Genomic DNA, 21,363 nt, shown 5'->3' with positions numbered 1-21,363 from the left:
GAGACTCTCGAAGGTAGCTGCGGAAAGGATTATATGTGCATGAATACATGCATGTTGATAAATTAGCAGGGAATGAATGAACACTCAAGTCTGTAATGGGGGATTTTCACTCTAAAAAAATAGCCTGTTTGCCCTCCTTGATGGATGGAGTTGGTAGCCTGAAACTTGCAATGTCCCGCCCCCAAATATCTGCTTTGCTCCTCTCTATGAACCAATCCGATACCTCCGCCCGCCTGGAGTTTTCTCCCTCCCGCCAGTTCCCCAACTGGCTGGCCGAACATTGCCTCTCCCTTGCCTTTACCACCTATCAGGCGGGCAAACTCTTCCTCGTCGGACTCCAGCCGGACGGTCGGCTCTCGCTGTTCGAGCGCACCCTCAACCGCTGTCTGGGACTGTGGAGCGATGCCCAGAGCCTGTACTTGAGCACCCTCTACCAGCTCTGGAAATTTGAGAATCTCCTCGAATCTGCTCAGACCCACGACGGCTACGATCGCTGCTTTGTCCCCCGCGTCGGCTGGGTGACTGGCGACCTCGACGCTCACGATCTGGCCCTCGATGCCACGGGCCGCCCTGTCTTTGTCAACACCCTCTTCTCCTGTCTGGCTACTGTCAGCGAGACCCACAGCTTCGCTCCCCTCTGGCAGCCGCCGTTTATCAGCCGCCTGGCCGCTGAGGACCGCTGCCACCTCAACGGCCTGGCGATGCAGGACGGTCGGCCTGCCTGGGTAACGGCGATTTCCCAGACCAACATTGCCGACGGCTGGCGTGAACAAAGAAGAAGCGGCGGGTGCGTGGTAGAAGTCGCAAGCGGTGAAGTCGTGCTGGGCGGTCTGTCGATGCCCCACTCGCCGCGCTGGTACCGGGAACGGCTGTGGTTGCACAATTCGGGCAGCGGTGAATTTGGCTACGCAGATATCGAGGCAGGCCGGTTTGTGCCGGTGGCGTTTTGTCCGGGCTACCTGCGGGGACTTGCTTTTTGGGGAGATTTTGCGGTGGCGGGGCTCTCGAAGCCACGGCGGGACCGGGCTTTTGCAGGGCTTGCACTGCAGGAACGGTTGGAGCGCGAAGGCGTAGGCGCACGCTGCGGGCTGGTGGTGATCGACCTCAAGCGGGGAGACGTGGTGCATTGGCTGCGCATCGAGGGAGAAGTGATCGAAGAGTTGTACGACGTATCGGTGCTGCCCGGAGTGAGGCGGCCAATGGCGATCGGCTTTGTCAGCGACGAGGTGCGGCGGATGCTCTCGGTGGATGGGCCGCAATCGCTCTGACGGATCTACCACCGTCCATTGCCAAAAGATTGATCGGGTGAAGGTAAGGTTCAGCCTTTGCTTGCCAATCCGATTGCGCCGGAATTCGGAGGACGGGTCCTGCAGAACGCTGGAAACCTGGTGAAACTTCGGACCAGCGCCTGACTTTCGTCACCGCGATAGCTGACTTTTCTGTACTTACAGCTTGAAAGCTGCTGGGTACGCTGGTTGCATCGCTCTTTGAATTGCCAGATAAGGACCGGCGACTTTTGCGCTAAGCAGGGCCGCCTCCAGTACGGCGATTTAGCTTCCTTTGCAGCCACAGCCAACTAAACCCTCCTAGGAGAAAGCAAAATGAGACTTGCTGATCGAGTATCGCTTGGACTATTGACCTGCAGCCGCCTGGTTCGTCCCTACCTGACACGCGGATGGTCGAGCTGGTTGAGTATCTCGTTGGGCCTCTGCGGGTGCGCTGCATTGCCGGTTGTCCAGGCTGCCTCTGCTGCTGCCCAGAGTGCTGCGGCAACCAGAAGTGCAGGCTTTGTCATCGACGGCAGTCAGCCAGGTGATAACTCGGGGGAGTCTGTCAGGCAAGCGGGAGATGTCAACGGTGACGGCATACCGGATCTGATTGTTGGCGCTATCTTTGCTTCGCCGAATGGTCGCAGCTTTGCGGGTCGCAGCTACGTGGTCTTCGGCAAGCGCAATGGCCAACCGATCGAACTGAGCGGCCTCGAAAGCGGCAGCAGCAAAGCAGGCTTCGCAATCAACGGCAGCCAGCCGGGCGACCAGTCCGGCGATTCGGTCAGCGGTGCAGGAGATATCAATGGCGATGGACTCGCCGATCTGATCGTTGGGGCTCCCGATGCCTCCCCGAATGGCCACAATCGGGCTGGTCGCAGCTATGTTGTCTTCGGCAAGCGCAACAATCAACCGGTGGAATTGGCGGCCCTCGATAACGGTACCAGCCAGGCGGGCTTCGTCATCGACGGTAGTCAGGCGAACGATTACTCCGGCGTTTCTGTCAGCAGCGCAGGGGATATCAACGGCGATGGCATTCCGGACCTGATTGTCGGGGCTCTCGGTGCCTCCCCGGATGGGCGTGCGGGTGCCGGTCGCAGTTACGTGGTCTTTGGCAAGCACGACAGCCAATCTGTCGAACTGAGCAGCCTCGAAGATGGCACCAGCCAGGCGGGCTTTGTCATCGACGGCAGCCAGCCCTCCGACGCGTCCGGTGTTGCTGTCGATGGGGCCGGGGATGTCAACGGCGATGGCATTCCGGACCTGATTGTCGGAGCGTTCCTGGCCGATCCAGGTGGACATGCCACTGCCGGTCGCAGCTACGTGGTCTTTGGCAAGCACGATAGCCAATCTGTCGAACTGAGCAGCCTCGAAGATGGCACCGGTCAGGCGGGCTTCGTCATCGACGGCAGCCAGGTGGAGGATCATTCTGGCATCTCCGTCGGTGGGGCAGGGGATGTCAATGGAGATGGACTGGCGGATCTCGTCGTTGGAACCAACCCCGAACAGGGGGCCGGTCGCAGCTATGTGATCTTTGGCAAGTCCGCTCTCCAGCCAGTGGAGCTGGCAGACATCGACAACGGTACCAGCCAGGCAGGCTTCGTCATCGACGGCAGCCAGCCATTTGATCGCGCCGGTAGTGCCGTCGGTGGGGCAGGGGACGTCAACGGCGACGGACTGGCCGATGTCATCGTTGGGGCTCCCGGTGCCGACCCGGCAAGCCAGTCCTCGGCGGGCCGCAGCTACGTGGTCTTTGGCAAGACCAACAGCCAACCAGTGCAACTGAGCGGCATCGACACCGGCAGCAATCGGGCCGGCTTCGTCATCGACGGCAGCCAGGCAAACGATAATTCCGGCACTTCTGTGAGTGGGGCAGGGGATGTCAACGGCGACGGACTGGCCGATGTCATCGTTGGGGCTCCCGGTGCCGACCCGGCAGGCCAGTCCTCGGCGGGCCGCAGCTACGTGGTCTTTGGCAAGCGCAACAGCAAACCAGTCGAATTGTCCGGCCTGAAAGCTACCAGTCCTGCCCCCTGAAGGGGTATTGCCCCCGGAGCAGTAGCTCCATCGCCAAAAACACCACGTACTGGCCGGCGGTGCATGAATATAGAAGAGGACTGCCTCCGATATTCATGCTGACGCACCTGCGAATCGAAAACTTCGCCCTGATCGATAGCCTTGCCCTCGATTTTGCGGGTGGCCTGAACGTGCTCACCGGCGAGACCGGGGCGGGCAAGTCGATCATCCTCGATGCCCTCGATGCCGTACTCGGTGGCAAGGTGAGTGCTGGCCAGGTGCGCTCCGGTGCCCAGCGCGCCGTGATCGAGGCCACCTTTGTGATGAGTGGGGCACTGGCTGAGTGGCTCGCCGGGCAGCAGATCGATCCGCTGGGGGACGAACTGGTGGTCGTGCGCGAGATCAGCGGTAAGACCAGCCGGGCACGGATCAACGGCGTGCTCGTCAACCAGGCGGTGCTGAGGGAGTTGCGCGAGGGACTGCTCGAAATCACCGCCCAGGGCCAATCGCTGCAGCTCGAAAAGCCAGAAGTGCAGCTGGAATTATTGGACAACTACGCCGGGGCCACCCCCCAGCGCGAACAGGTCCGCCAGGCATACGAGTCGCTGCAGAAGCGCCGCGCCGATCTGGCCCGCAAAAAAGCCCTGCGCGAAGAACAAAGTCGCCAGCTCGATTTGTTTCGCTTTCAGTACGAAGAACTATCGAAGGCGGATCTCGACGATCCGCTCGAAGAGGAGCAATTGCTGGCCGAGCGCTCCCGCCTCGCCCACGCTGTCGAGCTGCAGCAAAATAGCCAGAAGCTCTACGAACTACTTTACGAAGGGGCAGGTGGCGGTGAATCTGCCGTCACCGACCTGCTCGGGCAGGCGTCGGATCTGCTGGTCCAGATGTGCGAGTTCGATGCCAGCCTGACGTCCTTCAGCGAGATGATCGATAGCGCCCTGGTGCAGGTGCAGGAGTGTGCCAGGGCGATCAACCGCTACGGCGAGCAGGTCGAATCGGACCCCGAAGCGCTCCAGTCCGTCGAAAAGCGCCTGCGGCTCCTCAAGAACCTCCGCCAGAAGTACGGGCCGACCCTCGCCAATGTGATTGCCCGCTACCAGCAACTGGAGCGGGATCTGGCCCTGATCGAGGGAGGTGAAGAAAGCCTGGAGGCCGAGCAGCAGCTTCTGGAGGGGGAGCTGGCGCGGGCGACTGAACTGGCCACCGAGTTGACCCGCGCCCGCACCAGAGCGGCCAAACGGCTGCAAAGCGATCTGGTGCGCGAACTGGCCCCACTCGGGATGCAGAAGGTGCGCTTCGCCGTCGAGGTCGAAGCGGCTCGGCTCACCGCCAGCGGCGCGGACCGGGTGATCTTTTTGTGGAGCCCGAATCCGGGCGAACCGCTCGCTGCCCTTACCGAAACTGCCTCCGGCGGCGAGATGGCCCGCTTCTTACTCGCCCTCAAAGCCTGCCTGGGAGCAGCAGATCATATCGGTACCCTCGTCTTCGATGAGATAGACATCGGTGTATCCGGGCGGGTGGCCCAGGCCGTCGCCGAAAAACTGCTCCAGTTGGGCAGCTCCCACCAGGTGCTCTGCGTCACCCACCAGCCGCTGGTGGCGGCAATGGCCGACAACCATTACCGGGTGCGCAAGCTGGTCCAGTCCGAAGACGGCGAGGAGCGCACGGTGGTCCGGGTCGAAGTCTTGAGCCGCACCGAGGCCCGCCGCGATGAGCTGGCCCAACTGGTGAGCGGTCAGGCTGCTGCCGAAGCCCTTGAATTTGCCTCGGCGCTGCTCGCTGAGGCCGACCGCCGCCGCACCCACCGCTAAGCGCTTCAATTGTGATCTATCGCCCTGGACAGGCAGTTCTGACACCCAGACAAATCGATGCCGTCAGGCTTTGAGTCTCGCAGCTTTATCCTGCCTGAGATTACAGTTAAGGTAAGAAGCAATCAGATAAATCGCCGGATCGAGCCATGGCGCAGGCCAATTTACTGAACACTCGTACTATCAATTTTCTTGAATTGTTGGGTAATGGCAGGTTGTATCGAGTGCCGCCCTATCAGCGAGACTATTCCTGGTTAGAAGAGCAGTGGGAAGATCTGTGGAACGATATCTGGGAACTGCGCGGGAGACGCGACGACAGTCACTATATGGGGGCACTGGTCGTCGAGGCTAAAAGTGATCGCGAGTTCTTGATCATCGATGGTCAGCAGAGACTGGCTACATTGAGTATTCTGGCTCTCGTTGTGATTGCTAAGCTACGAGAAATGGCCGATCGGGATATCGAGCCTGAGCAAAATCGTGAGCGCGCATCAGGATTGCGCAGTCGATTTATCGGTGAAAAAGATCCCGCTTCTCTTATCGAGAGCAGCAAACTTTTTCTAAATGAGACCGACAACGCATTTTACCAGGATTATCTGGTTCAACTTAGAAAACCTCTTAATCCGAGAGGATTATGCAACTCGAACAAGTTGCTCTGGGATTGCTTTCTATATTTTGGCAAGCAAGTAAGTAAGGTGCCCGAGTTTGAAAGCAAAGGCAACCTTCTTGCAGAACTTTTGTCTGAGACAATAGCGCGCCAGCTCCTATTTATCTTGATCACCGTTGATAACGAACTGAACGCCTATACCGTCTTCGAGACACTCAACGCATGTGGACTTGAACTGTCTTCGACCGATCTGCTCAAAAACTACCTCTTCTCCTGTGTCAAGGTATCAGCGGATCTGGAGGCGTTGCAACGGCGATGGCGCGGTCTGATTGCCACTGTCCAGCAGGAGCGTTTTCCAGATTTCCTGCGCTATCACTTGCAATGCGAAGAGAAAAACGTTCGCAAGCAACGCCTCTTCAAGCTGGTGCGCAACAAAGTGAAAACTGCTCAAGATGCATTCAGCCTGATGGATCATTTGGAGCCGCGCGCTGAACTTTTCTCAGCCATTTTGGATGTTCAGCACGAGTACTGGATTGAATACCCGGCGTGCAAGCCGTTTGTTCGCGAACTTGATCTCTTTCAGGCTCGGCAGATGATGCCTCTGCTCTTCGCTGCCTGGGAACGCTTCGAGCTTCACGATTTTGCTCGTGTTCTCAAGTTAGTGAGCATTATCTCCTTTCGTTATTCGGTCGTCAGTCGCCTCAATCCCAATGCATTAGAAGAATACTACTATCGCGCCGCTAAAGCTGTGCTCGCTGGTGCTGCCACCCCGCTGGCGGCAATTTTTCAGATTTTAGAGCCCATCTACGTGCCGGATGAAAAGTTCGAGCAGGATTTCTCCCAGCTCGCCTTCAAGTCCAATAGCCGGGGCCGCAAACTGGCAAAGTACATCCTCGCCCGCCTGGAATCCGACGCTTCAGGACGATCTTGTGACCCGGATACAGACCCGGCTTCGGTGGAGCATATCCTGCCTGAAAATCCAACTTCAGAGTGGGAAGAAACCTTTCCACCCGACTTATGGGAGCGCGTAGTCGAGCGGCTGGGCAATCTCACCTTGCTGGAGACCTCGCTTAACCGTCAACTTGGAAACGCTCCCTACGGTGAGAAGGTTGTTGTCTACGGTGATAGCGGTTATATCCTCACAAAACAGCTCCCAGAGATTGCCCCTGAACAGTGGACTATCGATTTGCTCGATAGACGCCAGCGGCAGTTTGCAATCCGCGCTCTGCACCTCTGGCGAGCAGATTTCTCCTCAGCGGCCCCTTAGAGGGTGTCTAAAGGTGAGAACCAGCGAGAATGCTCAGCAGGCTCTGCGTGCGCTCATCCGAGTGCGCGGGAGATTGCGCGCCACGCAGGTAGACGATGGTAGCGCCGTCACCAGGTTGGCCGCGCGCGTCAGATCGCCAAAGCGCGCCACTCGACCGGCGAAAGACCGAGTCGCTTCCCGCATCAGGTTGTCCTCCAGCGCCGCTGCGACCGCGCTACGGATCTGGTTTGGCGTCGCAGAGGGCGGGAGCTTGCGACCCAGGCCAAGGGCCGCCACGCGGGCCGCGTTGTCGTCTTGATCGCGCCCATTTGGCAGGCACAGGCAGGGAACCCCGGCACCAAGGGCATACATCAACGTGCCAAGCCCCGCGTGGGTGATCACCAGATCCGCCGACGGCAGCACCGCGTCGTGGGGAACGAACGAGCGCACCTCCAGTCCACCGGACGCCTGTAAAGAATCCGGTGCGATGCCGCGCCCGGTTGTCACCACAACTTCGAGCGGCAAGGGCGCGAGGGCTTCGCAGATAGCCCTCAGCGTCGCCTCCTGCCCCTGGAACCCGCTGCTGAGGCTGACCAGCACCAGCTTCCGGTCGGGCCATCTGCGGGGCCAGGAGGACAAGGTGACAGGTTCGCGGATCGGGCCGACAAAGTGAACGTGGGGGGCGACGAACGCGGTCGTGCCCAGGTCCAGGTAACTGGTGGCAAGCACCAGGGGCACGTCGTCAAGCACATCCCAAAACGTACTCCCCGCAGCCGCTCCAGGCAAAGTCGCCGCAATCGAGCCAAGAAACGCCGCGCATACCCCATCGAGGTTCCAGGCTAGGTGGTTCACTGCGGCAAAGCAAAGCCGTTTCTCGATTGCGGCCTGAATGGTGGTGAGCAGCATCGCGTCGATCAGGCAAACATCCGGATGCAGCGCATCGACCGCAGCCAGAAAGTCCTGCGCGAATGCGGGCGAGCCGCTGATATCCCGGACGATCGCAGTGATCTCCTCCTCGACCATGTGCGGTTGGGCAAAGTCCCATTGCGGCGCAAGCGTCAGGCGATGGAACGTGCCGCCATCCGATATTACGGCGCTTGCCTGGGTGTCGTGGGTCAGCACGTGAACAGCGTGCCCACGGCGCGCCAACTCGCGCGCCAGTGCCCGTTGGGGCGGGAGATTGCCCGCCCCGTCCCAATGGACCATCAGCACCCGCAGCGGTCCTTTGCCCACGAGCGGGCGCGTCGTTACCCGATTGTCCTGCATTGTGTTATGCCTCCAATGATTCGCGTAATCATGCCGACGATGAGGAGCGACGCTCCAACTATTCGCGTAATCATGCCGGCGATGAGGACCGACACATCTTCCGGCGCGTATCCAAGATCTCGCCGCAGCAATTTCCACGTGTAGACATCGGTCGCAACGACGAGGCGGGCGATCTGCCGCTCTCGCTCCAGCTCCTCCAAACTGCCGACGGCATTGCCGAAGTGCGCGGCAACCCAGGCGCGATGATTGCGCCTGCCCTGGTTGAGCGGCTCGCGCAATAAGGGGTGACGGCCTTCTTGAGCAATAAAGCGAATAGTCATGTCGCCGCCGGACTCATACTGGGCGAGCAGAGCGCCCAGTGCCGTCTCGAGTGTGGCATCGCTCGGTAGGGCTAAGCGGGGTGTCGCCTTGTCCCAGACGAGCGTGATGACGGAGTCCAGCAGCCCTTCTTTGCCCCCAAACAGCCGAATGACGGTCCGCCGTGTTGTTCCGGCGGCAGCAGCGACCTCATCAAGGGTGATCTCGTCGATCCAGCGCGTCAGCATCTGGTCGTGAAAAGCCATGACGATCCGCTGTCTGAGGTTTTGGGCAGCAGCGGCGCGGGCGACCTGACGATAAGGGCGTTGTGCGTTGGACATTTCATGTCACATTTAGTGATTTGAAATGATCATAGCAACGCAGAGTTGGACCCGCAAGGGAAGAAAGTCTGCTGGCCCGTCGGCTCAGATGGCGACGGGTGGGCTAGAGAGTTACCTGCCCCGCAACAGCTTGCTGCAGGTGGTTTATAGATATTCGTGCCACGCGCGACACATTTTTAGCCTTCACGCTGGCCATGCCGCTTCCGGCGGGTTCGATCGAGCAAAAAAAAGCCAGTGCCGGGCGCGCAGAGTACGCACACCAGACGGGCTGAGAGCCTGAAACCAAGTTATAGAGCGGAGAGGGAGGGATTCGAACCCTCGATAGGGAGTTACCTGCCCTATAACGGATTAGCAATCCGCAAAAGATCCGCTCTGGGAGCATTTTACAGAATCGTTTTACTTGTGTTTTTACTAAAAATCGACAAAATTCGGTATTTCCCGGCCACGACGGACGGCGGGGCTAGGGAGTGCGGGAGGCGGTAGACGCCGCTCTCGACCGCAGAAAAAGCCCCCAGAGGGCTGAGGGCAGATGCTGACTTAGCGGACGTTTGCTAGGACCGGCGCAGGGAATCGGGCCAGTCTGCGGGCCGGTGGTGCATCGTCGAGGACCGGCTCGATCTGATAGCGGGTGAGATCGTGGGTGAAGTCCAGGTAGAAGGGCTGACCGACGAACGTCGCAAGCCAGGGCAGTTGCCGGGCCAGAGCGTGGCCTGTGAGCATCTGGACGATGGGAGCACTGGGACAATCTGCGTAGGTGACGGTGAGGCTATAGCGGCTCACCAGCGGCTCGGGATGAATCACGGCTGTTGCTCCTCTGCGGGCGGGGCCAGGTGGGTGATATCGATCAGGAAGCTGGGAGGGGCTACATCGGTGTCGAAGTAGCTAGCGAGCGATTCCGCCAGCCGTCCTTTGAAGAGCATGTAGTTTGGCTCTCCCTGGCCGCCCTCGTAGCTCCACTGGCCGGTGGTAATGACGCGGGCCTCCAGGCTGTCCTTACTGGGGTAGAAATCGATCTGGACGACGTGGGCGAGATTGAGGATGCGATCGCCCAGCTTGATGAATTGCGGTTGCATGTCGTCCCTCCCCTACTGGCCGATGGCGGTAGCGGTGGCCAGCTCCTCGCCCACCCCGACCGCTTCGACGGCCTGGTAGGCTGCAGCCAAGACCAGATGCTTGCACCGGCGGCCCCGGAAGATGTGGTCCGCGCAGTCGCAGGAACCGGCGCGCAGATCGACCGCGTAGAGATCGCCCTTGCTGCCCCGGACGAGGTACTGACTGCCGCCCTGGGGATGGACCTCGCCGGGCAACTTGGCAGCGTTCACCACCGGCTGCGTCTCGAAGTCGGCCAGGAAAGCGGCAGCCGAGACGAACCGAGCACGGGCATGGCGGAAGACGACCAAGATGCAGTTAAAGGCTCCGCGCACTTCGCGGATAGCGCTGGCTGCCACGCCCAGGATGCGGGCTGCAGCGGCGATGGTGTACGGACTGTTGGACTGTGCGATCATGGTGTGAACTCCTTTCTGGGGTTGGAGAGCGGCCCGGTCGCCAAACTCAAAGCCGCTCTCTTTAACTATCTATTACTTTAGCGCGTGACGCCAAATAAGTCAACTCTAAGCGCTAAGTGTTTACTACGTAGCGCCAAAAGTTTTACAATAAAGGGAGTCTATGGGAACATGGCCATGCTTACCGACGCCCCGAAAGTGATCCGCTGGAGACTCCGCGAAGTGATGGCACGCAAGCGCATTACGGGCCGTGACCTGGCCTCTGCGCTAGATTTACACGAGACATCCATATCTCGTCTGCGGGCCTCGGATACGATGCCGCGCCTTGATGGTGAGCAATTGAATGCGCTTTGCCAGGCTCTTGATTGCACGCCCGGCGATCTGCTCGAATACATCCCCGACGATGCGGGCCAGGGAGGATAACGATGACCAGTAGCAACGGCCAGCCTGAGAATTGGAGAGAGCGGCTGGAGCGCGTCGAAGCCCTCACGGCAGCCAACAGCGAGCAGATTGCCGCCAACAGCGCCGCCATCGCCCGTCTTGAAACAGCCCAGGCCACCTCGAATCAGCGGATGGACGACCTCACCGAGCGAGTGAACGTTCTTTCTGAGCGGATGACCGACCTCACAGAACGGGTGGGTATCCTCTCTGAGCGGGTGAGCGACCTGACCCGAATGGTCGAGCAGGTAAGCCGGATTGCCCTCGCCACTTTCCAGCGCATGGATGCAATGCAGTCGGAGATCCGGGGACTACAGACAGAGAATCAGCGGATACTCGATGTTCTGCAGCGCCTGCAGGGCGAGTAGGTCGGCGATCTGCTCGGGGAGCAGGATAGTAGGCCCAGAGCAGGACCAAGGCCACCGCCAGGCGTCGCACATCCGCTGGCGGTTTTGCTCGCGCAGGCGCTCAATTGCTGCACGCCGATCGAAGTCTGACGAGTCCATTAGAACGCTCACCTGTGTCCCGCCCCTGCCGCTATCGGTGAGGCAGACATGGTTGTAGCGGATGTTCTTCTGGCGGTGGGTGTACGGCTGGCCCCGGTAGACGCCCCGCTCCAGTATCGAGACGGTGCTGTAACCGGCAGATCTCCCCCGTGCGCGGATCGACGTACTCAAAAACACCCGTGCGCGTCAGGATCGCGGCCACATTGATAAAGCCGCTATTCGACTCGCTGTAGCCTTTCTCCGGAGCAAGGTGGACCTGATCGACTCGGTAAACCGTACTCAACTCAAAGGCTCCTGCGGCATCACGGTCTGATCCTAAAGGCAAAGCCTGCCGGTCCAGTCCGCCGAAACTGGCAGAGGGCTAGAGCCCGTTCCACTCCGCGTTCCACCGTGCCGCCACGTCGGGCTCGACGCACGCCCAACTAAAGCGCCCCGCAGAGTCAAAGCCCAGCTCGTAACCAAGGCAGCCTTCTTCGAGAGTGCCGAGGCTTGGATACCACAGCAGGCGCGCTCCTTTGCCGATCAAGACGAGCAATGCAGCCGCGACAGATTCGACCGGTAACCGGTTGCCATAGTCGAGAGACCACACGTTTTCGGTCAGGCGCAGCCCGATGCCGTCCTCAGAGGTTCGCTCTGACACAATAGTGGCGGTGCCGGGGCCAGGCAAACTGCTCAAAAGCTTGCGAGCATCACCCATATTCGCTAGAGTCAAAAGCTCGATAGCAGACGGCAAAGCTTCAAGAACAACTGCTGTAGGTTCCATGAATTATACTCACTTTCAAAGACACCTCTAGAATACTCGAAAACACGACATGATGAGCTAAAAAGCCTACCACAATTGCACTTTAGCTTTTCAAAGATATAGTTTTATTTTCACAAACTGTAGTTTCACTGATTAGAAAAAGCGCCTGCTCGAAGCAACATTGAACAGGCGCAGGTGTCACCCTTTATCAACCTTCATCATCGCTTTCAGCAGCGGCAGGCCGGTTGACGACGGCAGCCAGATCTTCTGAGATTGCCCGGCGGGCGACCGGGTCTATGACGTGGCGGTTGACTGAATCGGCGACCACCGCGATCACCGCCATCGCTTCATCAACTTTGACGAACGCTTTCATGCGCGCCTGGCGCTTGCCTTCCGCATCCACGATCTTCCGGCGGCGATCGAGCAAGTTGGCCACTTCCGACCAGGCGGCAGCAGCAGCGCTGCCCCGGCGGATCGTCTCGACCAGCTCATCGAGCAGCTTTGCGAAGGCTTGCGCATCCCGCGCCCGCTCCGCCCGCTCTAGCCGATCGGTGATGGTCCCCAGCTCCGACCAGAGCCGGGGGGCTTCACCGGTGTCGAGCTTTTCCAGCAACTCCTGTACCCTCACGTCGATGAGGGCGACCTCGGCGCTCAAGTTGAGCAGATCCGGATCTGCCATTGCGGCGGCCATGCGGTCCCGCAGCCGCTCCGGCAAAAACTTGGAGTACCGCCCGTGTTTGAAGGAGGGGTGCGACGGCCCTGCCAGGCTGGCCCCGCCGTGAAATTTGCACCGGCGCGCTCCGGGGACCGGATAGTTCCGGCACGGCTGGCCCTGGCCGTTCTTTGCCCCGCACCGGCGCGGGTCTTGAGGTGTCTCGCTGTTCATGAGGGGTGTGCTCCAAAGTTTTTTCTGTAAAGTTCTGGGAGGGTTCCCCCCGATCTGGCCGATCGCAGGCTTTTTGGGTTGTCAGCCGTCGAAGACGAGGCGACCGGTAGCAACGTCCCAACGATGGCCGGGCACGTTGAGCAAGTGTCGGAGAGCCGGGGGGCAGTCGGCGTCTCGGCTGTCCATCCGAGTGACCGTAGGTGGCTGCCTGCTCGAAAGAGGTTGCCGCCAGGCGTTGCACATCCGCTGGCGGTTGGCTTCTCTGAGTTCTTCGATTTCTGCCTGGCGGCGGTGCGAATCCTCGTCCTCGCGGTATTCGTCTTCGTCGGTGTAGTAGTCAGCATCTTCGCTGTCATGACGCTGCACTTTCGGCGGAGGGTCGGTTTTGACCGGCTGAGGCGGCTGCGCCCGATTAAAAAAGGGTTCGTGCCAAGCATTGACTATTCTCAAGCGGTTTTCTTCTTTGATGCGTTCGATTTCGGCCCGGTGGCGGGTAGTGGCGGCGTCTTCGCGATATTCGTTTGACATGTCAATATGATCTCCAGTGATAAGGCTTAAACTTTCGGCACAAAACTGCCTTCCGGATCGAACTCGTAGGCGGCGAGAACCCAGCTCGCGGGGATGTCCACCACCTCCGACGCTGCACTTCTGCAGACTTGAAGGCGTCCAGAACTTGTATCGACGACAGTGGCGGCGTACCACGGTCCTTGGCCAAGTTGCTCTATGGCCTCTGCGCTGAGCCGCAGTTTGCAACCGGCACCGATCAAGTGGGCTGGAACGCCCACCGGGCCTTCTACTGGTGCCGGTTTGCTCGCTTTGAAGCTGAGCGTAGATTGCCGGTTCTCCTCGATGACGATGCGCTCATCGATGCGAGTCTCGAAGATTTTCAGGAGGAGCCTCAGACGTTCGACTTCGGCTGAAGTTAGTTGATTGCTCACTTTTTAGCTCCTTGCAGTTAGTTTGAGGGCACGTAAAATGGCCCGGTCGGGGTTGTCTGTCCTGGGGGAGGATAGGCCGGAGACGGGGCGAGGACAAGGCTTCCAGAGGTAAACATGCCGACTGCGGTCGGATCGTTTTTGAGAGCGAAGAGGGTGTCAAAAAGCAACTGCTTTGTTTCGCCCGGCGCAAAGGTAAGCCGCTGCCGCGTTGTGAAATTCTTGAAAATCGGGAAGAAATCAATTGGAAACGTGTGTGAATTTTTGCCATTGAAGGTGACAAAATAGACCGGACTTGTTGCCGTGGCTGGCCACCAGCTCGGATCGTCCGGCTGATTGGCAGGGTCGGGCACCAGCGAACCATTGAAGAGAAAAGTCAACACAGCGGCGTGTCTGCGGAGGATACCCCAGTCGGCTCCTGAAAAGCTGTTCGAGCCCGGTTTCAAAACAGCGTCTCCGCGAGCGCCGAGTCCACCGGGCAGCGCGGTCGGACGGTCTCCGTTCCATATAAATTTGTACGTATAAGTATCGTAGGGTAGAGCCATTGCTAATCGTCCTCCGCAATTGATGTTTCGTCTGAAATCGCGTCCTCAAGCAATCTACGCATGGCCTGCTCGAAGGCGGCAGGACCGGGGTACTCGGCTGTCGCATAACGCGGATCACGACAAAACTTGAGCCAGACCTGCTCAAGCTGATCGGGCGGCATCGCGTCCAAGCGCTCGTCAGCGGGCAGCAACAGCAGGCGTGTCCGATGGTAGTCGGAGGGCTGCAACGGGGGTGGCGGTGGCGGTGGCGGTGGGACGTACTCGCGCAGAGCAGTAGCCGGGGTGGGCGCGGGCGGTTGTGTCCTTGGCTTAACCGAGAAACCAGTCTCAAATCCCACAGATTTTTGCCTCCGCCTCACTCACCAGAGCAGTTGCACAACGCAGCAACCGGACGGACAGCTCGCGGCTCTCGCGGGCGGCGTCGGGCTGGCCAGATCGAGCAAGGCGTTTGGAGAGGGTGCCCGCTGATCGCGCCTGACGCTGCAGGCGTTCTGCAAGCCATCGGCGATCGTCGGTGCTCAAGGTCATCGTTACCTCCTGCATGTGTTGATCATCGCGGGCAGTCCGGCCCCGCCGGTGCGCTGGCCTTTTTGGCCCAGAAACGAAAAAACCGACCTCGCAAAAATTTTTGACTCCACGCGATCGAGGGCCACAGAACGGCCCCCCCCTCGTTGGCTTCGTGGGTGAAGGGCGGCGCGCTCGAAAAATATGAGACTCTTTTTTGTGGGAAATAGTTGGGAGTTGGGTTCATGGCTTGTGCTCGCCCCGCCGGTTGCGGCTTCGAGATGGTTGCACGTCGTCACGTCGCCGTCTCCTGCTGGTGGGTACCAGGCCAGTCGCAACCCGTGCGCTCTCGATAAAGGCGCTCCCAGTGCAAGCGCACGCGGGCAATGTGCGGATCTTCGCAAATTCGACGGGCAAGGAGCGCTCGATGTTCTGGGGTGCGTTCTTCCGGCGGCGGCAGTTCGAGTAGGTCGGCCATTTTGCCTACGTCTGCAGGCGACCAGCCATGCTCTCGACATAGAGCAACAATGTCGGCGCGCTTCATCAGAGCACCCCCCTGAAGAGTTCTGAGAATTCGTCGTCTTCGTCGTCGCCCTCAGAAAAAGGAGAAATTTTGCCGTCAGTGCTGTCAGTGCTGTCAGCCGGGACACTAAAATCCTTCCGTGGCAAGCTTTCTGGGCTCCCAGGACGGCTGACAGCACTTTGAGGGCTACTGTCAGCCTGAGACGTTTTGCTGTCAGCCAAGCGCGTTTTGCTGTCAGCCTGGGCACTTGCTGTCAGCCGGCCAGAATCGTCAGAGTCCTCCTGTGGTGAGGGTTCTGGTTTTTCGGCTGACAGCACTGACGGCACTGACGGCAGATTTCCTTTTCTATCTAAGAAGATTTGCCGCGCTCCTTTTTTTCCGATCCGCCGCTCTTCGACTTCAATCCCTGCTGCGCTTCTGAGTGCCGGGGCAGCCCGGCGCAGTTCGCGACCTAAGTAGCTCGGATTTTGTGGCCACGACCGGGGCGGCTTGTTACCTTCGAGGCCACTGGCCGTCAACAGCGCTGTCATCAGTTCGGAGGCGGTTCCGCTCCAGCTAGTGTGCTCCGCCATCAGACGCTGAACGGCGGCGGCGATCGGACTGGCTTCGAGGGCTTGAGCGGTCGCTTCGTCGCGGGCCTCGAAGAGTGCAGCGATTACCGAGCCGGAGGGTACGCCCAGGGCCAATTCAGCGGCAACCGCCCAGACCGCAAAATCGGCCATCCGGGGCTTCTTGAGTAGGTGAACGCTGTTCCGGTTCCGTAGAGCGGTACTCACGGCGTCGAGTAGCGCCCCGAGCAGCTTCGGACGGGCAGCCTCGAAGTCGCTCCAGAGGGTCGTTTCCTCGCGCCGCTTTTCATCGGAGACCGACTGCAAGCGGACGGTCAAGGTCCGATCGAGCAAGTCGCCCCTGCTAGCCAGATCGCCTATCGCAGTGAGAATCGCTGGCCGCCTGAAATCAAAAATTTGTTCTTCGGCATCGGTGAAAAGCTGCCGGGTCGAAAAGCCGCCACCGGTTGACAGACGACAGAGCGCATCGCTCAGCCAATCCGGGATGGATGAAAGGTTATCGAAGCTGGCGATCCAGGCGTTTGTCGCACAAACGGCGAGGTCGCGCTCGTCTCGTGGGGCTGATCTGGCGCTGGCGCGGGCCGGGTCCGTGAGGGAACGAATCAACCGGGCAGTGGTTGTCTTGCCCGTGCCCTGTTCGCCGGTCAAAGTCAGGATCGGATACGGAAAATCGCCGAAGGCCCCAACGAGCCATGCGACCAACTTCGGCCAGTCGCTGTCACCGACGTTCAAAAACCGGCGCAGCTCGCTCAGATTGCCGCCGGTCACAGGCTCTGGCAGGGGAAGAGCGGCCCGCGAGCGGCGGAAGCGTACAGGCGGCTCAGCGACGACACGCCAGCCGGTGGCGTCGATTTCGACAGCGCGCCACTGCTGATCGGCCAGGTCGAGGTAGATTTTGCCACCGAAATGAGCGATCCGGACGAAGACCGAGCGCTCGGGGCCGTCGAAGCGGGCAAGACCTTGAAGCACGGCTAGCGCGTCGGCCTGGGCTTGACCGCCGGGCGATTTGCCCTCGATCTGATAGAAGGCGCGGGCAAGCCAGTCGCGGAAGCCGCCGGAGCGAAGCGGCCAGGTTTCCCGGTGCCCGTCGTTTTGAACGTCTGCCCAGGCGCTGCCCACATCGTCGTGGAAAAACTCGGCACCTTCGATCGCCAGCTCGACCAAAGCCTGCGATTGAGTACGCCGGGGCTGGTCGTCTCTCGGCTGGCTGGCTGCTGGAGCAGGCGGAGCGATCGGCTGGAGGGCACACTGCTCGGGCTGTTCAAGCGCCTCGATAATCAGTCGAGCAGCCTGCTCGACCGTCCGGCCAGAATCGAGCCAGTCGGATAGGTCGCCCTTCGGCGGCAGGCCAGGCAGGTTGAGCACGACGACCACCTGAGCGTGACCGGTGAGATCGGCGGCGACCTGGCGGGCGTGTTGCTGGCCCGGCTCGTCGTTATCTGGCAGGACGACGATCTTTTTGCCGCCGAAGTACTGTTTGCCCCAGCCAACTTCCCACTTCTCGGCCCCCTGGGCGTTGGTGGTAGCAGCGACTTTCAGACCAGTCTGCTCCGCCAGTAGCTCGGTCAAGCTGGACGAGAAAGCGCGCTCAGCGTCTCGCTCGCCCTCGACCACGACGATCAGATCGGCGGCGATCAGCTCCGGCAACCGGTAAGGCACTCGTCGGACGCCACGCATCACACCGGCTCCGCTGACCCAGGAGGACAAAATATTGTCATACTTGTCCTGATAAAAACCTTTCGGCTGTGTCCGCTGGATGCGGTACAACGGTGCCCCGTCTGCGTCGCAGTAGACGTAGCTCTCGATGACACGAACCTGGGCATCGGCAGGTTCTGAACCATGTGTGATCGGGCCGATGGGTGTAACTACATGCTCTCCGCCCATGATTTTTGGGATGATGCGTGTAGTTACATGTTCTCCGCCCGTGATTTTTGGTCTGATCACCACAGGTTGGGGCTTTGTCGCTGTGAGTGTGAAGACGCTTCCCATCGACCTCCGAGCAGGCTTCACGTAGCGCCAGCCGGAGGGCGGCGAGGTCCGATACTGCTCGCCGTGTATGCAAGTAACAGAGCCTGAGTCAGAGAATAAACAACGCCCACGAGGCTCGACATCGCCGCAAATCGGGCACGGGGCACTGGGGCCGGAACGGCGAGATTTTGAACTTGAGTCTTGCGATTGCATATGCTAAAGTGTCCTCGTAGTTCTAACGACTCGCAAGGCCGCCAGGCGCGGCCTTTTTTGTCGTTTTTTGTCACCCAAATAAATATATTCATCGAGTGTCAGGCTGGCGGCGATCGACCAGGGCCGATCAAGCAAGCACTCGACAAAAGCCAGTTGTTGTGCTAAGTTGGGGGCGATTTTTGGATTGCGAGGGGTCCGGCACGGCCCCTTTTTTATTGTCATACTTTTCTCCTTGTTTAGGGTTGTGCTTGCTTCGCGGGGCGACCGGGGCCGCGAGCCGCGAGGCTTTTTTCACGCTCCGCAAGAGCCAGCGCGATCCGCCGGGCGTGCGTTTCAGGCGGCTCCGACAGCCAGGCCCGAAGCCAAAAAATGCTCCAGAAAGTTCGACCACAACGCCCCGGCGACGACCTCCAAAAATGCAGGCCGGGCAGCGGGTCGCCCGGCTGGGCTTGTCCGGCGGCACGGGCTTTTTCGAGCGCCCGGCGGCGCTGCTGAAGCGTGGACGGGGCAAGCCCGAAGCGTGCTGCTGTTACAGCATGTTCGTGTATATACTCTGTCTCGGTATAATTGACACTGCTGGGAACCATCAGGAGCCTCAAAATAGACTTAAATGTACTTTAACGCGCTTTTTTTAAGCCACACAGTGGCTAAAACTTAAGCATCATACGCCTGGCGAATTATTGGCGGCGTGAAGCACGTATGTCTAATACTCGTATAATACTCGTGGTGTATTATCCTGTCGGGCAAGCGACAGGTCAAAGGAGACGCATTCCCGTCACAAAGCCGATTTGAGCCCATCCGTGTTCGTCGGGCCAGTCAATCGAAAAAGTTAACAAATTTTAACGCTCCAGTCTTAACGCCCCAGGCGTGCATTCCAGGCGGCTTCGAGGTCTTCAGCAGAAAGCCACCGTTGATAAGTGCGGTTGTGGACGCCCAGCGAGTGACCCATCATCCGGCTGGCGGCAGACACGTCGAGTCCCCGGCGGATGGCCCGCACTGCCCAGGCGTGACGCAAGCTATAGGCACTGATCGTCCGGCAGCCCCAAGCATTCAACGCCGTCGAGACGCGCCCGCCCAACACTTGATTGGCGATCCTGCCCACCCCCGTTGTCTGAGGTGGACTGGCGGGCCTCAGTACTGCCGGGTCAAAACCATCCGGCACCAGCGGCCAGGCCAACCGGGTGCCGGTTTTGGTGTCGCCCAGGACGCGGATCTTTTGACCGCCAGCCTCCAACTCGGAGAGGTCCAGGTGATAAAGCTCGTGGGGGCGGAGGCCATAGCAGGCGAGCATCGCAAAGCTCCAGCGCACCCAGGCAGGCGCATGGCTCAACATCTCCCAGGCTTGCAGGATCTCCGCGTCGGTCGGTAGTTCGCGCTCAGTAGTCCGGTTGACTCCGTAGCTGCCCTTGAGCCCGGCGAGGGGTGCTGTGTCCAGACCGGCGAAGCGGGCAAGGGCGCTGCAGGCCAGGTAATACCGCACCCGGCTGCGAGTGTCGGGCGCTGTGCTCACGATCGCCTCGCGCAACAGAAAGGTCGTGAGCGGCGCATCCTGATCGAGCCGGTCGAATACTTCGGCATAGTCGCCCCGCCAGGTCGTCTCAGTCTTTGGCGTCCGAGAGCGCCGCTCGAAGTAGTCAGTCTCGAAGCGACAGCTCCACACGTGGACAGTCAGTTGCTCGCTCGGCTCACCGGAAGTTTTCAGCCAGTCGGACCATCGAAATTCCTTGAGCACGATCTGCGAGGCAATTTTTCTTGCCGAAGCTTCGGCGACTTTCAGCCCGTCTGCGGAGGCGGGTAGCCCAGTAGCCAGTGTCTGCTGATGGCTGGCTGAGCGCGTACTATTGGGCTTTGGAGGCAGAATACCCCGCAGGTAAAGCTTGCGCGTGCCGGGTAGCTGAACGATCGAAAGTCCGCAGGCAGCAGCTTTGAGCCGTTCGTTCGCCTGTTTTAGTAAAACCTCGAAAGGCTTGCTCATGATCGCCGGTGTGACATGTGCGCTGAAATGGACTCATAGAGCGGTTCTCAGGCGTCGGTAGTAAAACTTTTCGCCTGAAAGCGGTTTTACTAACAGTTTTACTAGAAAACTGGTGCTCTTTAGTCGTCTTTGCAAGACTAAAGACGACTTGAGATGATGGGCACGGACATAGCAGAAGCCCCCAAAAGCCTTGCAGGAGGCACTTCGGGGGCCAGGATCCTTATGTAGCGGAGAGGGAGGGATTCGAACCCTCGATAGGGAGTTACCTGCCCTATAACGGATTAGCAATCCGTCGCTTTCGACCACTCAGCCACCTCTCCAGGTCAGCCGTCTTAAGATGCTATCACACCGCTCCCACAGGCCGAAGCGGGCAAAAAAATCCCCCAGCGGCAGCCGGGGGCAAGCGAAAGTAAAAATTTAGCGCCGGCGCTTGCGGGCCGCCTCGGCCTTGCGCTTGCGGCGGGCACTGGGCTTTTCGTAACGCTCGCGGCGCTTGATCTCAGAGAGAATACCGGCTTTCTGGATCTTCTTTTTGAAGCGCTTGAGGGCAGATTCAATCGATTCGTTTTCTCCCAGGCGCACCTCGGTCATCTTCTTGTCACCTCCTTGCCGGGGTAATGGGCAGCATCCGATGGCTTGCGCTTACTCGTAAACTTCCAGGTTGACATCCTGGTTGGCGGCGCGGGCCGCACATTCGAGCACTGTCCGAATCGCGTTGATCGTCCGACCGCCCCGGCCAAAGACCCGGCCCTTGTCCGTAGGAGCAAAGGCGACCCGCAGGCGGACCTTGCGGCCCCCAAGCGTGGTCTCAGAACTGATGACGAGTTTTTCTGGCGTATCGAGCAACGGCTGAATCAAAAAGACGGCCAGTTCCCGATAGTTGGGCGTGGCAACGGTTTGAGGACTAATCACCGGCGGATGCAGAAGTGAGCGGATAGACCTGGGCGCGTTTAAGTAGACCCGCAACGGTCTCGGAGGGCCGGGCACCGGTGGCGAGCCACTTGCGGGCCGCCTCGACATCGACGGTGAGGTCGGTCTGGCCCCGATCGACGTTCGCGCGCGGGTCATAAAAACCGATCTCCTCGATCACAGCACCGTCGCGCCGGGAGCGCGAGTCGGCGACGACAATCCGGTAGACGGGCTTTTTTTTAGCACCAATACGTTTCAAGCGAATTGCAACAGCGATCGCTGTTCACCTCCTTGGTTGA

25 protein-coding genes and 1 tRNA gene are annotated in these 21,363 nt (G+C 59.7%); 6 read left to right on the top strand and 20 right to left on the bottom strand.

Going from position 1 to position 21,363, the window contains the following annotated elements:
- The first annotated feature begins 206 nt into the window (after positions 1–206).
- The 4 genes from GKIL_RS03865 to GKIL_RS03850 all read left to right on the top strand — a co-directional run bounded on the left by GKIL_RS03865 (position 207) and on the right by GKIL_RS03850 (position 6,966).
- Complete coding sequence (locus GKIL_RS03865) at positions 207–1,268, top strand: TIGR03032 family protein (protein ID WP_041243706.1); 1,062 nt, start codon at positions 207–209, stop codon at positions 1,266–1,268.
- Positions 1,269–1,601: 333 nt separating this feature from the next.
- Positions 1,602–3,305, top strand: a complete 1,704-nt coding sequence (locus tag GKIL_RS03860) for an integrin alpha (RefSeq protein ID WP_023172094.1) — start codon at positions 1,602–1,604, stop codon at positions 3,303–3,305.
- Between the two features lie 95 nt (positions 3,306–3,400).
- Positions 3,401–5,098, top strand: coding sequence for a DNA repair protein RecN (gene recN, locus GKIL_RS03855; RefSeq protein ID WP_023172093.1), 1,698 nt, complete (start codon positions 3,401–3,403; stop codon positions 5,096–5,098).
- A gap of 146 nt (positions 5,099–5,244) precedes the next feature.
- Positions 5,245–6,966 (top strand): DUF262 domain-containing protein, encoded by a 1,722-nt coding sequence (locus GKIL_RS03850; RefSeq protein ID WP_023172092.1) that lies wholly within the window; start codon positions 5,245–5,247, stop codon positions 6,964–6,966.
- A 33-nt stretch (positions 6,967–6,999) separates the two neighbouring features.
- On the opposite strand, the gene GKIL_RS03845 is transcribed toward GKIL_RS03850, so the two are convergent.
- The 5 genes from GKIL_RS03845 to GKIL_RS03825 all read right to left on the bottom strand — a co-directional run bounded on the left by GKIL_RS03845 (position 7,000) and on the right by GKIL_RS03825 (position 10,354).
- Complete coding sequence (locus tag GKIL_RS03845) at positions 7,000–8,211, bottom strand: glycosyltransferase (protein ID WP_023172091.1); 1,212 nt, start codon at positions 8,209–8,211, stop codon at positions 7,000–7,002.
- On the bottom strand, positions 8,193–8,849 hold the full coding sequence (locus GKIL_RS03840) for a TetR/AcrR family transcriptional regulator (RefSeq protein ID WP_023172090.1): 657 nt from the start codon (positions 8,847–8,849) through the stop codon (positions 8,193–8,195). Before GKIL_RS03840 ends, GKIL_RS03845 begins: the two co-directional genes overlap by 19 nt.
- A 537-nt stretch (positions 8,850–9,386) precedes the next feature.
- Positions 9,387–9,650, bottom strand: coding sequence for a hypothetical protein (locus GKIL_RS03835; protein WP_023172089.1), 264 nt, complete (start codon positions 9,648–9,650; stop codon positions 9,387–9,389).
- Positions 9,647–9,922 (bottom strand): hypothetical protein, encoded by a 276-nt coding sequence (locus GKIL_RS03830; RefSeq protein ID WP_023172088.1) that lies wholly within the window; start codon positions 9,920–9,922, stop codon positions 9,647–9,649. The genes GKIL_RS03835 and GKIL_RS03830 overlap by 4 nt, the downstream gene beginning before the upstream one ends.
- A 12-nt stretch (positions 9,923–9,934) precedes the next feature.
- Positions 9,935–10,354, bottom strand: coding sequence for a zinc finger SWIM domain protein (locus GKIL_RS03825; RefSeq protein WP_023172086.1), 420 nt, complete (start codon positions 10,352–10,354; stop codon positions 9,935–9,937).
- Between the two features lie 174 nt (positions 10,355–10,528).
- Here GKIL_RS03825 and GKIL_RS03820 point away from each other — a divergent pair, with 174 nt between their 5' ends.
- On the top strand, positions 10,529–10,774 hold the full coding sequence (locus tag GKIL_RS03820; protein WP_023172085.1) for a helix-turn-helix domain-containing protein: 246 nt from the start codon (positions 10,529–10,531) through the stop codon (positions 10,772–10,774).
- Between the two features lie 2 nt (positions 10,775–10,776).
- Positions 10,777–11,157: a hypothetical protein gene (locus tag GKIL_RS03815; RefSeq protein WP_023172084.1), complete on the top strand. Its 381-nt coding sequence runs from the start codon at positions 10,777–10,779 to the stop codon at positions 11,155–11,157.
- Here GKIL_RS03815 and GKIL_RS23280 read toward each other — a convergent pair.
- The 15 genes from GKIL_RS23280 to rpsP all read right to left on the bottom strand — a co-directional run bounded on the left by GKIL_RS23280 (position 11,101) and on the right by rpsP (position 21,341).
- Positions 11,101–11,466, bottom strand: a complete 366-nt coding sequence (locus GKIL_RS23280) for a DUF2213 domain-containing protein (RefSeq protein ID WP_187293879.1) — start codon at positions 11,464–11,466, stop codon at positions 11,101–11,103. The genes GKIL_RS03815 and GKIL_RS23280 overlap by 57 nt on opposite strands.
- Positions 11,467–11,656: 190 nt before the next feature.
- The gene (locus GKIL_RS03810) at positions 11,657–12,058 is read right to left on the bottom strand and encodes a hypothetical protein (protein ID WP_023172082.1); all 402 of its coding nucleotides are present in this window, start codon (positions 12,056–12,058) and stop codon (positions 11,657–11,659) included.
- A 187-nt stretch (positions 12,059–12,245) separates the two neighbouring features.
- On the bottom strand, positions 12,246–12,923 hold the full coding sequence (locus GKIL_RS03805) for an HGGxSTG domain-containing protein (protein ID WP_023172081.1): 678 nt from the start codon (positions 12,921–12,923) through the stop codon (positions 12,246–12,248).
- A gap of 81 nt (positions 12,924–13,004) precedes the next feature.
- Positions 13,005–13,451, bottom strand: a complete 447-nt coding sequence (locus GKIL_RS03800; RefSeq protein WP_023172080.1) for a hypothetical protein — start codon at positions 13,449–13,451, stop codon at positions 13,005–13,007.
- Positions 13,452–13,477: 26 nt separating this feature from the next.
- Complete coding sequence (locus tag GKIL_RS03795) at positions 13,478–13,861, bottom strand: hypothetical protein (RefSeq protein WP_023172079.1); 384 nt, start codon at positions 13,859–13,861, stop codon at positions 13,478–13,480.
- A 17-nt stretch (positions 13,862–13,878) separates the two neighbouring features.
- The gene (locus tag GKIL_RS03790) at positions 13,879–14,403 is read right to left on the bottom strand and encodes a hypothetical protein (protein ID WP_023172078.1); all 525 of its coding nucleotides are present in this window, start codon (positions 14,401–14,403) and stop codon (positions 13,879–13,881) included.
- Between the two features lie 2 nt (positions 14,404–14,405).
- The gene (locus tag GKIL_RS24505; RefSeq protein WP_023172077.1) at positions 14,406–14,741 is read right to left on the bottom strand and encodes a hypothetical protein; all 336 of its coding nucleotides are present in this window, start codon (positions 14,739–14,741) and stop codon (positions 14,406–14,408) included.
- A complete protein-coding gene (locus tag GKIL_RS03780) occupies positions 14,731–14,931 on the bottom strand; it encodes a hypothetical protein (RefSeq protein ID WP_023172076.1) in 201 nt (66 codons plus the stop codon). The genes GKIL_RS24505 and GKIL_RS03780 overlap by 11 nt, the downstream gene beginning before the upstream one ends.
- Positions 14,932–15,202: 271 nt before the next feature.
- Positions 15,203–15,385 carry a hypothetical protein gene (locus GKIL_RS03770; RefSeq protein ID WP_041243702.1) on the bottom strand — a complete coding sequence of 61 codons (183 nt, stop codon included), beginning with the start codon at positions 15,383–15,385 and terminating at the stop codon, positions 15,203–15,205.
- A 65-nt stretch (positions 15,386–15,450) separates the two neighbouring features.
- Positions 15,451–17,883, bottom strand: coding sequence for a hypothetical protein (locus tag GKIL_RS22265; RefSeq protein WP_051382648.1), 2,433 nt, complete (start codon positions 17,881–17,883; stop codon positions 15,451–15,453).
- A gap of 1,150 nt (positions 17,884–19,033) precedes the next feature.
- Complete coding sequence (locus GKIL_RS03760) at positions 19,034–20,155, bottom strand: site-specific integrase (protein ID WP_023172073.1); 1,122 nt, start codon at positions 20,153–20,155, stop codon at positions 19,034–19,036.
- A 228-nt stretch (positions 20,156–20,383) separates the two neighbouring features.
- A tRNA-Ser gene (locus tag GKIL_RS03755) sits at positions 20,384–20,475 on the bottom strand.
- A gap of 97 nt (positions 20,476–20,572) precedes the next feature.
- A complete protein-coding gene (gene rpsU / locus GKIL_RS03750) occupies positions 20,573–20,746 on the bottom strand; it encodes a 30S ribosomal protein S21 (RefSeq protein ID WP_011142630.1) in 174 nt (57 codons plus the stop codon).
- A gap of 51 nt (positions 20,747–20,797) precedes the next feature.
- On the bottom strand, positions 20,798–21,067 hold the full coding sequence (locus GKIL_RS03745) for a KH domain-containing protein (RefSeq protein WP_023172072.1): 270 nt from the start codon (positions 21,065–21,067) through the stop codon (positions 20,798–20,800).
- Positions 21,060–21,341, bottom strand: coding sequence for a 30S ribosomal protein S16 (gene rpsP, locus GKIL_RS03740; protein ID WP_041243701.1), 282 nt, complete (start codon positions 21,339–21,341; stop codon positions 21,060–21,062). The genes GKIL_RS03745 and rpsP overlap by 8 nt, the downstream gene beginning before the upstream one ends.
- Positions 21,342–21,363 lie beyond the last annotated feature (22 nt).

The sequence above is a fragment of the Gloeobacter kilaueensis JS1 genome, from assembly GCF_000484535.1.
Classification (GTDB): Bacteria; Cyanobacteriota; Cyanobacteriia; order Gloeobacterales; family Gloeobacteraceae; genus Gloeobacter; species Gloeobacter kilaueensis.
The sequence above is the reverse complement of the archived record's forward strand: the minus strand, read 5'-3'. Positions and strand labels throughout refer to the sequence as shown.

Excerpts from the sequence above, each read along its gene's own strand:
- GKIL_RS03865 (WP_041243706.1), top strand. The coding sequence starts at position 207 with ATGAACCAATCCGATACCTCCGCCCGCCTGGAGTTTTCTCCCTCCCGC.
- GKIL_RS03860 (WP_023172094.1), top strand. The coding sequence starts at position 1,602 with ATGAGACTTGCTGATCGAGTATCGCTTGGACTATTGACCTGCAGCCGC.
- recN (WP_023172093.1), top strand. The coding sequence starts at position 3,401 with ATGCTGACGCACCTGCGAATCGAAAACTTCGCCCTGATCGATAGCCTT.
- GKIL_RS03850 (WP_023172092.1), top strand. The coding sequence starts at position 5,245 with ATGGCGCAGGCCAATTTACTGAACACTCGTACTATCAATTTTCTTGAA.
- GKIL_RS03845 (WP_023172091.1), bottom strand. The coding sequence starts at position 8,211 with ATGCAGGACAATCGGGTAACGACGCGCCCGCTCGTGGGCAAAGGACCG.
- GKIL_RS03840 (WP_023172090.1), bottom strand. The coding sequence starts at position 8,849 with ATGTCCAACGCACAACGCCCTTATCGTCAGGTCGCCCGCGCCGCTGCT.
- GKIL_RS03830 (WP_023172088.1), bottom strand. The coding sequence starts at position 9,922 with ATGCAACCGCAATTCATCAAGCTGGGCGATCGCATCCTCAATCTCGCC.
- GKIL_RS03825 (WP_023172086.1), bottom strand. The coding sequence starts at position 10,354 with ATGATCGCACAGTCCAACAGTCCGTACACCATCGCCGCTGCAGCCCGC.
- GKIL_RS03820 (WP_023172085.1), top strand. The coding sequence starts at position 10,529 with ATGCTTACCGACGCCCCGAAAGTGATCCGCTGGAGACTCCGCGAAGTG.
- GKIL_RS03815 (WP_023172084.1), top strand. The coding sequence starts at position 10,777 with ATGACCAGTAGCAACGGCCAGCCTGAGAATTGGAGAGAGCGGCTGGAG.
- GKIL_RS03810 (WP_023172082.1), bottom strand. The coding sequence starts at position 12,058 with ATGGAACCTACAGCAGTTGTTCTTGAAGCTTTGCCGTCTGCTATCGAG.
- GKIL_RS03805 (WP_023172081.1), bottom strand. The coding sequence starts at position 12,923 with ATGAACAGCGAGACACCTCAAGACCCGCGCCGGTGCGGGGCAAAGAAC.
- GKIL_RS03800 (WP_023172080.1), bottom strand. The coding sequence starts at position 13,451 with ATGTCAAACGAATATCGCGAAGACGCCGCCACTACCCGCCACCGGGCC.
- GKIL_RS03790 (WP_023172078.1), bottom strand. The coding sequence starts at position 14,403 with ATGGCTCTACCCTACGATACTTATACGTACAAATTTATATGGAACGGA.
- GKIL_RS03780 (WP_023172076.1), bottom strand. The coding sequence starts at position 14,931 with ATGACCTTGAGCACCGACGATCGCCGATGGCTTGCAGAACGCCTGCAG.
- GKIL_RS03770 (WP_041243702.1), bottom strand. The coding sequence starts at position 15,385 with ATGGCCGACCTACTCGAACTGCCGCCGCCGGAAGAACGCACCCCAGAA.
- GKIL_RS22265 (WP_051382648.1), bottom strand. The coding sequence starts at position 17,883 with ATGGGCGGAGAGCATGTAGTTACACCCATCGGCCCGATCACACATGGT.
- GKIL_RS03760 (WP_023172073.1), bottom strand. The coding sequence starts at position 20,155 with ATGAGCAAGCCTTTCGAGGTTTTACTAAAACAGGCGAACGAACGGCTC.
- rpsU (WP_011142630.1), bottom strand. The coding sequence starts at position 20,746 with ATGACCGAGGTGCGCCTGGGAGAAAACGAATCGATTGAATCTGCCCTC.